Here is an 11,253-nt window from a genome sequence, read left to right on the forward strand (position 1 = left end):
GGTCCTCCACCGCCGCATCCGCTCGCGATGAACCGGCCCGAGCGGTTTTCCACGCCGAAGCCGTCCGGGGGCTCCAAGTCGTCCACCGCCATCAAGCTCGGCACGCTGGGCGTCCTGTCCACGCTGGTCGTGGGCTTCTGCGCGGCCCAGAACCGGTACGACGAGGTGGGCGCCGACTGCGTCGACCTGTCGAACCGGCAGCCCGACGGCTCCTACCCCGTCGTGCCCGACGACTACTGCGACGACGACCACCACTACCACGGCTCGCACGGCGCGTACGGCTGGTACTACGGCGGCACCCGGACCGGGGGCCGGGTGTGGCGCGGGACCACGGTGAAGCCCGCGGACGCGCACATCACCAGCAGGACGGGACGCGTCATCCAGCGCGGCGGGTTCGGCTTCCACTCGGGCGGGGGCGGCTGACGCCGTGCGCCGGGAGAGCTCGCGGCCCCGCGACGACTGGGCCGCCGTCATCGAGTCGCAGGGACTGGCCTTCCACCGGTCCGCCCACCCTGAGGGCCTGACCCGGCCGTACTGGGACGAGAGCGTCCACTACGTCTTCACGATGGACGAGGTCCTGGCACTGGAGAGCCAGGTCGAGGAGCTGCACGGAATGTGCCTGGAGGCGGCCGAGTACATCGTGGCGCACGACCGGCTGGCCGACCTGGGCATCCCGCCGGAGTGCCGGGCCGCCGTCGCGCAGTCGTGGCGGCGGCGCGACCCGCACCTGTTCGGCCGGTTCGACCTGCGTTACGACGGCACGGGCCCGGCCAAGCTGCTGGAGTACAACGCCGACACGCCCACGAGCCTGGTCGAGAGCTCGGTCGTGCAGTGGTTCTGGCTGCGCGACGTCTTCCCCGCCGACGACCAGTGGAACTCGGTGCACGAGCGGCTGGTCGACCGGTGGAAGTCGCTGACGCTGCCGACCGGGCCCGTCCACTTCGCCTGGACGAACGCCGACGAGACCGGCGAGGAGGCCATGACGACCGGCTACCTCCAGGAGACCGCCGAGCAGGCCGGCCTGACCACGGTCGCGGTCGCGATGGAGGACATCGGCTGGGACGCGCTCAACCGCCGCTTCGTCGACATGGAGCACCGCGTCATGCGGACCGTCTGCAAGCTCTACCCCTGGGAGTGGATCGTCGCCGAGCCGTTCGCGCCGCACGCCCTGGCCCAGCAGGTCTCCATGACCTGGATCGAGCCGCTGTGGAAGATGCTGCTGTCGAACAAGGCCCTGCTGGCCGTCCTGTGGGAGATGTTCCCCGGCCACCCGAACCTCCTGCCCGCCTACTTCGACGGCCCCCGGGAGCTGGCCGGGACCTCGGGCTACGTGCGCAAGCCGCTGCTCGGCCGTGAGGGGGCGTCCATGCGCATCGCCGCCCCCGGCGTCGAGGTGGAGACGGAGGGCGGGTACGGCGCCGAGGGCTTCGTGTACCAGGAGTTCGCGCCGCTGCCGGACTTCGACGGCTGGCGCCCCGTGCTCGGGGCGTGGGTGGTCGAGGACGAGGCGGCCGGGCTCGGCATCCGCGAGACCTCCGGCCTGATCACCGACGACACGTCCTCCTTCGTCCCCCACCGCATCCACGGCTGAAAGCGAACACGCCCATGAACACCGCACCCTCCACCTCGCTCGCCGGCGTGCTCGGGCACGGCGCGCTGGCCATCCTGGCGTACGCCGTCCTCGGCGTGCTGCTGCTCGTCGCCGGGTTCTACGTCGTCGACCTCGCCACCCCCGGCAGGCTCAGCAAGGTCATCCGTGCCGACCGCAACCCGAACGCCACGCTGCTGGCCGCCGCGAGCCTGGCCGGCGTCGGCCTCGTCGTGGCGGCGAGCATCTGGTCGTCCGGCGGGGAGCTTCGCGAGGGGCTGCTCGCGACGCTCGTCTTCGGCCTCGTGGGCATCGCCGTGCAGACGCTCGGCATGGTGGCCTTCGACAAGGTGGCCGGGATCCCGGTGCGCGAGCTGGTCGGGGAGCCGGCGCTGCAGCCGGCCGCCGTGCTGCTCGCGGTGACCCACTTCGTGATCGGCCTCATCACCGCCGTCGCCGTGCTCTAGCCCTCCATCGGGCCCCCGCCGGGCCCCCGCGCCCCCTCCGTACGGCGACGCCGGCATGCCGGGGGGCGCGCCCGGCCCGATGACCTGGCACGCTAGAGGCGTGAGCGAGCGGGGCGGGCGAGCCGGGACGGACCGGCACGGCGACGGAGACGTGCGGGACGCCGGTGAGGGAGGGCCGATGAGCGACAGGATCCGGGAGGACACGGCACGGCGGCTGGACCGCGCGATGGGCAGCCTGGGCACGGCCGCGATGGCCCGGATGGAGGAGCAGCTCGCCTGGTACCGCGCGCTGTCGGCCGAGGACAGGTCCTGGGTCGGCCTCGTCGCCCAGGCGGGCATCGCGGCGTTCGTCGAGTGGTTCGGCCACGCGGGCGAGGGCCGCCCGACGCCGAGCATCGAGTTCTTCGGCACGGCTCCCCGGGAGCTGAAGCGCAGCGTCTCGCTCCAGCAGACCGTCGACCTGGTCCGCATCGTCGTCGAGGTGGTCGAGGCGCAGGTCGACGAGCTGGCCGCCCCCGGCGGCGCGGAGCTGCTGCGCCACGCCATGCTCCGCTACACCCGCGACGTCGCCTTCGCCGCCGCCCAGGTGTACGCCAGGGAGGCCGAGGCCCGCGGTTCGTGGGACGCCCGGCTGGAGGCGCTGATCGTCGACGCGCTGGTCCGCGGCCAGGTCGACGACGGCCTGCACTCCTGGGCCGCCGCCCTCGGCTGGACCTCCGCGCCCGTCGTGGTGTTCGCGGGGTACGCCCCCGACGAGGACCCGCAGACCATCATCGACGGGCTGCGCGACAAGGGGCGGCGCATCGGGCACGAACTGCTCGCGGGCGTCCAGGGCGACCGGCTCATCGTGATCGTCGGCGGAGCCGGCGGCGTGAAGGACGCGGCCCGCGGCGTCGTGTCGCGCTTCGGGCCTGGGCCGATCGTCATCGGTCCCGAGGTGCCCGACCTGCACGCGGCCGCCAGCTCGGCGCGGGCCGCGATCGCGGGGCTGCGTGCGGCGGCCGGCTGGCCGGACGCGCCGCGTCCCGTGCTCGCCGAGGACCTGCTAGCCGAGCGCGCCCTGGACGGCGACGAGGACGCCCGGCAGCAACTGGTGGAGAACGTCTACAAGCCGCTGGCCGGGACCCCGCTGCTCGACACGCTGGCGACGTACCTGGAGCAGGGCACCTCCCTGGAGGCGACCGCCCGCCTGCTGTTCGTGCATCCGAACACCGTGCGGTACCGTCTTCGGAAGATCACCGAGCTGACCGGTTACCAGCCCACCGAGGGACGGTCCGCATTCACCCTTCAGGTGGGGCTCATACTCGGGCGGCTGTCCGTTACGTGAGCGGGGCGCGTTAACCCTGCGGACACCGAAACTGTAGGGCCCCCACAAAGGAGGGGCCGTAAAGTTCGTTCGGATCTCCATCAGTGTGGCGAACCTCTACAGGGCAGGGTTGATAGCGTGCTCGTCATCGTCGCTCCGGGCCAAGGCGCCCAGACCCCAGGCTTCCTCAGTCCATGGCTCGAGATCCCCGAGTTCCGCGACCGCATGGCCGCCTGGTCGGAGATCGTCGAGCTGGACCTCGTCGCGTACGGGACGACCGCCGGCGCCGAGGAGATCCGCGACACCGCGGTCGCCCAGCCGCTGCTGGTGGCGGCCGCCCTCGCGTCGTACGACGTGCTGGGGGTGCGGCCGGACCTGGTGGCCGGGCACAGCGTCGGCGAGCTCGCCGCGGCGGCGATCGCCGGGGTGCTGACCCCGGAGGAGGCTCTCACGCTGGTGCGCGAGCGCGGCCGCGCGATGGCCGAGGCGGCCGCGATCACCGAGACGGGAATGGTGGCGGTGCTCGGCGGCGTCGAGGACGACGTGCTGGCGAGCATCGAGAAGCACGGCCTGACGCCGGCGAACATCAACGGCGCCGGTCAGATCGTGGCGGGCGGCACGATGGAGCGCTTGGAGGCGTTCCGCGCCGAGCCGCCGGACAAGGCCCGCCTCATCCCGCTGTCGGTCGCGGGCGCCTTCCACACCGTGCACATGGCGCCCGCCGTGGACCGGCTCCGCGAGGAGGCCGCCTCCCTGATGCCGCGCGACCCGAAGATCCCGCTGCTGTCCAACGCCGACGGCGCCGTCGTGGCCGGCGGCGGGGAGTTCGTGGCGCGCCTGGTCGACCAGGTGGCCAACCCCGTCCGCTGGGACTCCTGCATGGCCACGATGGCCGAGCACGGCGTCACCGCGATGATCGAGCTGCTGCCGGGCGGCACGCTGACCGGCCTGGCCAAGCGCGGCCTGACCGGTGTGAAGACCGTCGCGCTCAAGACCCCCGACCACCTGGACAACGCCCGAGAGGTGCTCAAGTGAGGCTCAGCCACGGCGCCCCGGGCGCGAAGGTTCTCGCGTTCGGCGGCTACCAGCCGGCCGAGGTCGTGACCAACGACGACCTCGCCGCCCGGCTCGACACCAACGACGAATGGATCCAGAGCCGCGTCGGCATCAAGGAGCGCCGCATCGCCGGCCCGCAGGAGTCGGAGATCGACCTCGCCGTCCAGGCGGGCGGCAAGGCCCTCGCCGCGAGCGGCCTGTCGGCCGAGGACATCGACCTGGTCATCGTCGCGACCTGCACGCTGGAGGCGCAGATCCCCAACGCCGCCGCCCGGGTGGCCCACCGGCTCGGGATCGACGCGCCCGGCGCCTTCGACGTCAACGCCGCCTGCGCCGGCTTCTGCTACGGCCTGGCCGCGGCGAGCGACGCCGTACGAGCCGGGTCGGCGACCAACGTGCTGGTCGTGGGCAGCGAGAAGCTCAGCCAGTGGGTCGACTGGAACGACCGGACGACCGCGGTGATCTTCGCGGACGGCGCGGGCGCGGCCGTCGTCGGCCCGTCGGACACTCCCGGCATCGGGCCGGTGGCCTGGGGCAGCGCCGGAGACAAGGCCGAGGCCATCACCGTGCGCGGCCGCGCGTCCTTCCTGGAGCAGGAGGGCCAGACCGTCTTCCGCTGGGCCACCACCGCGCTCCACCCGGTGGCCCTGCTCGCCTGCGAGCGCGCCGGGGTCGATCCGGCCGACCTCGCGGCCTTCGTCCCCCACCAGGCGAACCTGCGGATCGTCGAGGCGATCGCCCGCAAGATCGGCGCCGACAAGGCCGTCGTCGCGCGGGACATCACGCTCGCGGGCAACACCTCGGCCGCGTCGATCCCGCTCGCGCTGTCCCGGATGATCGAGCGCGGCGAGGTCCCCTCGGGCGGCCTCGCGCTGCTGCTCGGCTTCGGCGCCGGCCTCACCTACGCCTCCCAGGTGATCGAGATCCCCTAAGGCTTGTACGGACCTCCGTGCAAAACCGTAAGACCGACACACGAACTCAAGGAGTAGTCGCGACATGGCACTGACCGAGCAGGAGATCCTCGCCGGCCTTGGCAAGATCGTCAACGAGATCACCGGCATCCCGGCGGCGGAGGTCACCCCGGAGAAGAGCTTCGTCGACGACCTCGACATCGACTCCCTCTCCATGGTGGAGATCGCCGTCGCGGCCCAGGACGAGTTCGGCGTCGAGATCCCCGACGACCAGCTCAAGCACCTGAAGACCGTCAAGGACGTCATCAACTTCATCCAGGCCTAGGACCCCGTCCCAGGCCCGTCCCCGGATCTCCCGTCCGCCGCGTCCGCGCGGGCGGACGGCGCGGTCCGCGGGACGACCCCGCGCCGCGGGCCCCGGGCCCCGGCGGACCACGAGCAGGGGCGGGGGCAGGGCCGTGCCCGCCCCGCCGGGGGCGTCCGGGCCCCCACCGATCAAGAGGAGTGCAGACAAGTGAGCAAGGACCGGGTACGTGTCGTCGTCACCGGGCTCGGCGCGACGACGCCCCTCGGTGGAGACGTCGCCTCGACCTGGTCGGCGCTCCTCGACGGGCGGTCGGGCATCCGCACGCTCACCGAGGACTGGGTCGACTCGGTGCCGGTGAAGTTCGCCGGCGTGGCCGCGGTCGACCCCGGCGAGGTTCTTCCGAGGCCCGAGGCGAGGCGGCTCGACCGCGCCGAGCAGTTCGCGCTGGTCGCCGCCCGTGAGGCGTGGCGGGACGCGGGCGCCCCCGAGGTCGAGCCGACGCGGCTGGGCGTCGTCGTCGGCAGCGGGATCGGCGGCATCACGACGATCCTGGCGGCGTACGACACGTTCAAGGAGAAGGGCTGGCAGCGGCTGTCGCCGTTCACGGTCCCGATGCTGATGCCGAACGGCGCCGCCGGCTGGATCGGCATCGAGATCGGCGCGAAGGCGGGGGTCCACGCGACCGTCAGCGCCTGCGCCACCGGCGCCGAGTCCATCGGCTACGGCATCGAGATGATCAGGGACGGCCGCGCGGACGTGGTCGTCGCCGGCGGCACCGAGGCGGCCATCCACCCGCTGAACGTGGCCTCCTTCGCCGCGATGCGCGCCATGTCCACCCGCAACGACGAGCCGCTGCGCGCGTCCCGGCCGTTCGACAAGGGCCGCGACGGGTTCGTGCTCGGCGAGGGCTCGGGCATCGTCGTGCTGGAGTCGGAGGAGCACGCGCGGGCGCGCGGCGCGAAGATCTACGCCGTCGCCGCCGGCGCGGGGTACTCCTCGGACGCCCACCACATCGCCCAGCCGGAGCCCACCGGCGCCGGCATCCGGCTCGCCGTGCAGCGCGCGCTGGAGGACTCCGGGCTGACCGGGGCCGACGTGAAGCACATCAACGCCCACGCCACCTCCACCCCTGCCGGGGACGTCGTCGAGACGATCGCCATCAAGGAGACCATCGGCTCCCACCCGCTGGTCACGGCGACCAAGTCGATGACCGGTCACCTCCTCGGCGGCGCGGGCGGCATCGAGTCGATCTTCACGATCCTGGCGCTGACCGACCGCGTCGTGCCCGCCACGGTGAACGTGGACGACCTCGACGACGGCATCGAGGTTCCCATCGTCCGCGACGAGCCCCACAAGCTTCCCGACGGCCAGATCGCCGCCATCAACAACTCGTTCGGGTTCGGCGGTCACAACGTGGCCGTGGCCTTCACCACTGTCTGACAAGGGAGTCTCCGATGACTGTGCTGGACAACAGGTTGGTGGCCGCGGCTTCCGAGGGGGAGGCCGCCGATCCCCGCGCCCCGTTGGTGCGCCTCGGCCACCTGCTGGACGAGGGCTCGATCCGGCTGATCACTCCCGAGGACAAGAGCGGCGTGCTGGCCGTGACCGGCCGCATCGAGGGCGTCCCCGTGGTGGCCTTCTGCAGCGACGCCCGTGTGCAGGGCGGCGCGATGGGCTCCGAGGGCTGCGAGCACATCGTCCACGCGTACGACGTGGCCGTGCGGGAGCGGGTGCCGGTCATCGGCGTCTGGCACTCCGGCGGGGCCCGCATCCCCGAGGGCGTGGAGTCGCTGCACGCAGTGGGCCGGGTGTTCGCCGCCATGACCAAGGCGTCCGGGCTCGTCCCGCAGATCTCCGTCGTGGTCGGCCCGGCCGCCGGCGGCGCCGCCTACGGCCCGGCCCTCACCGACCTGGTGATCCTGGCCGACCAGGGCCGCATCTTCGTCACCGGTCCCGACGTGGTCCGCAGCGTCACCGGCGAGGACATCGACATGGCCTCGCTGGGCGGCCCCGAGCCGCACAGCAAGCGCAGCGGCGTCGCCCACATCGTCACCAAGGACGAGCCGGAGGCCCTGCTCAGGGCCCGCCAGCTCGCCGTGCTGCTCGGCCACCAGGGCCGGGTGCGCGAGGTGGACGAGGTCGACTTCAGCACCCTGCTCCCCGACAACCCCCGCCGCGCCTACGACGTCCACCCCCTGGTCAACGGGCTGCTCGACGAGCCCGGCGTGGAGCTCCACCCCAAGTGGGCGCCGAACGTCGTCACCACCCTGGGCCGCCTCGGCGGCCGCACGGTCGGCGTCATCGCCAACAACCCGATGCGGCTCGGCGGGTGCCTCGACTCGGCCTCGGCGGAGAAGGCCGCCCGGTTCGTCCGGATGTGCGATGCCTTCGGCGTGCCGCTGGTCGTGCTGGTCGACGTCCCCGGCTACCTGCCGGGCGTGGGCCAGGAGCACGACGGCGTCGTCCGGCGCGGGGCCAAGCTGCTGCACGCGTTCGCCGAGGCGTCGGTGCCGCGGGTCACGCTCTACACCCGTAAGGCGTACGGCGGCGCCTACATCGCGATGAACTCCCGCGCGCTGGGCGCGACCCGCGTGTTCGGCTGGCCGACCACGGAGATCGCCGTGATGGGCGCGGTCGCCGCGGTGCGCGTCCTCAAGCGCCGCGAGCTCGCCGCCGCCTCCGAGGAGGAGCGGCCGGCGCTGGAGGCCCGGCTGGCCGAGGAGCACCAGAAGGTGGCCGGCGGCCTCGCCCGGGCCATCGACCTCGGCGTGGTGGACGAGCTCGTCGAGCCCGCCAAGACGCGCGGCGCCATCGCCCGCGTCCTCGCCACGGCCACCCCGGCCCGCGGCGCCCACGGCAACATCCCCCTGTAGTCCCCGTCCTGTACGGCGAAGCGCCGGTCCCCTGGGGGGCCGGCGCTTCGGCGTCGGAAGGAGCGGGCGGGTCAGGACGCCAGTCCGGGAAGCTCGGAGTACGACTTGCCGCGGACGAACCACTGGAAGTCGGCCGAGTTCTTCCCGCTCGGCGACGGCAGGCCGGCCCGCAGGTTCACGGCCGTGTTGACCAGGCCCCAGTTGAGGCCGCAGCCACTCGCCTTCGGCACGGCGAACGTCGTGTCCCTGGCCGTCGCCCTGAAGACCGGCACGCCGTCGATCGAGGTGAGGTCGAGCGAGGTCACCTCGGGGTTGAGGACGATGGGATCGGTGTCGCCGCCGATGTAGCACTTCTTGCCGAGCAGCGGGTGGATCATCCGGATCTTGATGCCGACGTTGGTCGGGAAGACGGGTCCGGCGTCGACGCGGCCGGTGCCCTGGGTCTCGACGTACACGTCGGTCAGCTTCGGCACCTCGAGCGGCTTGCCGAGCAGGCCGCCGGGGACCTTCATGCGGCCGCCCACCACGCTGCCGAACGCCGCGGCCGTGCTGCCGTCGGCCAGCTTGCCCTGAGCGACGGTGATCCGCAGGGGCTGGCTGATGTCCTGCTGGATCTTGCCGAGGGAGATGGTCCCGCCGACCGTGACGATGAAGATGCAGCTCCAGGTGTCGGCCGTGGCGCCCGCCGGGAGCCTGGGGCAGTCGGACCAGTCGGCGTCGCTCGGGTGGTAGTCATAGGCGGCGGCCTGGGCGGGAGCCGACAGCCCGCCCAGCAGCAGCACCGCCGCCGCGACGCCGGTCGCGAGGCGCCGGGCACGAACGCTCATGGACTCCTCCTCCGGTCCGCCCAAAGGCGTGACGTGGGAAATGGTGAGTCCCGGTTATATCTGTGGAAAACACCGCTTTCTATGGCGTTTTCCCAAGGCGCGCGACGCGGGAGTTGTCACGCGCGCGCAATACGGCGGCCACGGGGCGCGCCTTCTGGAAGGCCCCGCGCCGCCGGCGGGAGGTGTCAGACCGCGGCGTGCAGCCAGCGGACGGGGGCGCCCTCCCCGGCGTACCGGAAGGACTCCAGCTCCTCGTCCCACTGCTTGCCGAGCAGCCGGTCGAGCTCGTCCTCCAGCACGACGCGGCCCTGGGCGGCCATCAGCATCACGTTGCGTAGCCGGTCCTCGGGCACGAGGATGTCGCCGTTCGCGCCGACCAGGGCCGTGAACGCGCCGAGCGACGGGGTGTAGGCGTGCCGGGACCCGTCGACGCCGGGTGAGGCGTCCTCGGTGATCTCGAAGCGGATGCGCTGCCAGCCCATGAGAGACGACGTGATCGCCGCGGCCGTGCCGGGGCGGCCCTCCCACTCCGCCTGGGCCCGGAGCGTTCCGGGCGCGGCGGGCTGGGCCGTCCACGTCAGATCGACGGGTACGCCAATAACGCCTGCGACGGCCCACTCGATGTGCGGGCACAGCGCAGGCTGAGCCGAGTGGACGTACAGGACGCCACGAGCAGCAGCCACCGGACCTCCCAAATCGCATGAGGTGCGCCTTCCCCAACGGCCTCATACTTGGGATGATCACGGTTGGATGACTGTAGGAGAGACTACCGTCCGTCGTGGCCCGGCACCAGAGGGGGGTCATACCGATTAGGGCGTGGTAACCCTCAGAATCGGGAAAGACTCCCTCCGTGATCGCCCTAGGAAGGCGGCGGGATGCGCGGTCGGCTCGTCGAACCCCTCCCCGGCCGGCCCGCGCTCATCCGGCCGGACGAGTTGCTCACCTCCTCCCCCGAGGCCGTCGGCCGCTGGGCCCGCGAGACGGCCGCCGCCGGGGGCGTCCACCACGTCCGGCTGTCGCCCGGCGTGGACGTCGTCGACCTCACCGCGACCCTCCGCGACCGTGGGCACGTCGCGTCACCCAACCACGTCCTCCTCGGGCAGCCGCTGCTGTTCGGCGGCCCCGGCGGCATGCCGGTGCCCGCGCGGGCCGTCCCGTACGAACCGGGCGAGCCGTGGGACGTCACGGTCGCCGTGCTCGACACGGGCCTCGCGCCGCACCCCTGGATGACGCGGTGGTACCGCGACGAGGTGGCCGACACCCCGGACGCCGACGGCGACGGCGTGCTGGACGAGCAGGCGGGCCACGGCACGTTCGTCGCCGGGCTGATCCTGCGACGGGCCCCCGGCGTGGCGCTGCGCGCCGTACGGCTCCTCGACAGCCACGGGGTGAGCGACGAGGCCGCGCTGCTGCGGGCCCTCGCCCGGCTGCGCCGCGAGCGGGTCCACGTGGTGAACCTGTCGCTCGGCGGCCACACCTTCGACGACCGGCCGCCGGTGGGGCTGGCGGAGACGCTGGCAGCCTTTCCCGCCGTCGTCGCCTGCGCGGGCAACACCGGCTCGTCGCGTCCCTTCTGGCCGGCCGCGCTCCCGCAGGTCGTCGCCGTGGCGGCGCTCGACGGGGACGGCAGGGCCTCCTTCTCGGCGTACGGCCCCTGGGTCGACGCCTGCGCCCCCGGCGTCGGCCTGACGAGCAGCTTTCTCGACCACGCCGAGTTCCAGGGCTACGCGCGGTGGAGCGGCACGTCGTTCGCGGCGGCGTGCGTCACCGGCGCCCTCGCGCGGCTGTGCCGCGACGTCCCGCCCACCGAGGCCGTACGACGCCTGCTGCGGGAGGGCCGGCAAATTCCCGATCTCGGCGTCGCGGTCGCCGTCGATCGATAGGGTGCGTGTCACCCGTTGTCCCCCTCCGAACGCGC

At 72.9% G+C, this 11,253-nt stretch carries 12 protein-coding genes; 10 read left to right on the forward strand and 2 right to left on the reverse strand.

The genetic code is table 11. The features are described from left to right. Window positions 1–27 precede the first annotated feature (27 nt). From MPTA5024_RS29650 to MPTA5024_RS29690, 9 genes are all read left to right on the forward strand, one after another. The gene (locus tag MPTA5024_RS29650) at window positions 28–423 is read left to right on the forward strand and encodes a hypothetical protein (protein WP_051458828.1); all 396 of its coding nucleotides are present in this window, start codon (window positions 28–30) and stop codon (window positions 421–423) included. A gap of 4 nt (window positions 424–427) precedes the next feature. Then, window positions 428–1,591 carry a glutathionylspermidine synthase family protein gene (locus tag MPTA5024_RS29655; protein WP_036330495.1) on the forward strand — a complete coding sequence of 388 codons (1,164 nt, stop codon included), beginning with the start codon at window positions 428–430 and terminating at the stop codon, window positions 1,589–1,591. A gap of 14 nt (window positions 1,592–1,605) precedes the next feature. Further along, a complete protein-coding gene (locus MPTA5024_RS29660; RefSeq protein ID WP_051458829.1) occupies window positions 1,606–2,055 on the forward strand; it encodes a DUF350 domain-containing protein in 450 nt (149 codons plus the stop codon). Window positions 2,056–2,233: 178 nt separating this feature from the next. Continuing rightward, on the forward strand, window positions 2,234–3,382 hold the full coding sequence (locus tag MPTA5024_RS29665; RefSeq protein WP_051458882.1) for a PucR family transcriptional regulator: 1,149 nt from the start codon (window positions 2,234–2,236) through the stop codon (window positions 3,380–3,382). Window positions 3,383–3,499: 117 nt separating this feature from the next. Then, window positions 3,500–4,396 carry an ACP S-malonyltransferase gene (locus MPTA5024_RS29670; protein ID WP_036330497.1) on the forward strand — a complete coding sequence of 299 codons (897 nt, stop codon included), beginning with the start codon at window positions 3,500–3,502 and terminating at the stop codon, window positions 4,394–4,396. Beyond that, window positions 4,393–5,349 carry a beta-ketoacyl-ACP synthase III gene (locus MPTA5024_RS29675; protein WP_036330499.1) on the forward strand — a complete coding sequence of 319 codons (957 nt, stop codon included), beginning with the start codon at window positions 4,393–4,395 and terminating at the stop codon, window positions 5,347–5,349. Before MPTA5024_RS29670 ends, MPTA5024_RS29675 begins: the two co-directional genes overlap by 4 nt. A gap of 64 nt (window positions 5,350–5,413) precedes the next feature. Continuing rightward, on the forward strand, window positions 5,414–5,653 hold the full coding sequence (locus MPTA5024_RS29680; RefSeq protein WP_036330501.1) for an acyl carrier protein: 240 nt from the start codon (window positions 5,414–5,416) through the stop codon (window positions 5,651–5,653). A gap of 189 nt (window positions 5,654–5,842) precedes the next feature. Further along, entirely contained in the window at window positions 5,843–7,075 is a 1,233-nt protein-coding gene (fabF, locus tag MPTA5024_RS29685; RefSeq protein WP_036330503.1) for a beta-ketoacyl-ACP synthase II, read from the forward strand. A 14-nt stretch (window positions 7,076–7,089) separates the two neighbouring features. Then, on the forward strand, window positions 7,090–8,508 hold the full coding sequence (locus tag MPTA5024_RS29690; protein WP_051458830.1) for an acyl-CoA carboxylase subunit beta: 1,419 nt from the start codon (window positions 7,090–7,092) through the stop codon (window positions 8,506–8,508). 71 nt (window positions 8,509–8,579) lie between these two features. Here MPTA5024_RS29690 and MPTA5024_RS29695 read toward each other — a convergent pair whose 3' ends face one another. Then, window positions 8,580–9,335 (reverse strand): hypothetical protein, encoded by a 756-nt coding sequence (locus tag MPTA5024_RS29695; RefSeq protein WP_036330505.1) that lies wholly within the window; start codon window positions 9,333–9,335, stop codon window positions 8,580–8,582. A gap of 185 nt (window positions 9,336–9,520) precedes the next feature. After that, window positions 9,521–10,018, reverse strand: a complete 498-nt coding sequence (locus MPTA5024_RS29700; RefSeq protein ID WP_036330508.1) for a DUF3145 domain-containing protein — start codon at window positions 10,016–10,018, stop codon at window positions 9,521–9,523. A 192-nt stretch (window positions 10,019–10,210) separates the two neighbouring features. On the opposite strand from MPTA5024_RS29700, the gene MPTA5024_RS29705 reads away from it, so the two are divergent. Beyond that, entirely contained in the window at window positions 10,211–11,218 is a 1,008-nt protein-coding gene (locus MPTA5024_RS29705; protein WP_036330510.1) for a S8 family peptidase, read from the forward strand. Window positions 11,219–11,253 lie beyond the last annotated feature (35 nt).

This window comes from Microbispora sp. ATCC PTA-5024 (assembly GCF_000511135.2).
Taxonomy (GTDB): Bacteria; Actinomycetota; Actinomycetes; order Streptosporangiales; family Streptosporangiaceae; genus Microbispora; species Microbispora corallina.

Coding starts and splice junctions, on each gene's coding strand:
- MPTA5024_RS29690 (WP_051458830.1), top strand. CDS start 7,090: ATGACTGTGCTGGACAACAGGTTGGTGGCCGCGGCTTCCGAGGGGGAG.
- MPTA5024_RS29650 (WP_051458828.1), top strand. CDS start 28: ATGAACCGGCCCGAGCGGTTTTCCACGCCGAAGCCGTCCGGGGGCTCC.
- MPTA5024_RS29680 (WP_036330501.1), top strand. CDS start 5,414: ATGGCACTGACCGAGCAGGAGATCCTCGCCGGCCTTGGCAAGATCGTC.
- MPTA5024_RS29705 (WP_036330510.1), top strand. CDS start 10,211: ATGCGCGGTCGGCTCGTCGAACCCCTCCCCGGCCGGCCCGCGCTCATC.
- MPTA5024_RS29665 (WP_051458882.1), top strand. CDS start 2,234: ATGAGCGACAGGATCCGGGAGGACACGGCACGGCGGCTGGACCGCGCG.
- MPTA5024_RS29660 (WP_051458829.1), top strand. CDS start 1,606: ATGAACACCGCACCCTCCACCTCGCTCGCCGGCGTGCTCGGGCACGGC.
- MPTA5024_RS29695 (WP_036330505.1), bottom strand. CDS start 9,335: ATGAGCGTTCGTGCCCGGCGCCTCGCGACCGGCGTCGCGGCGGCGGTG.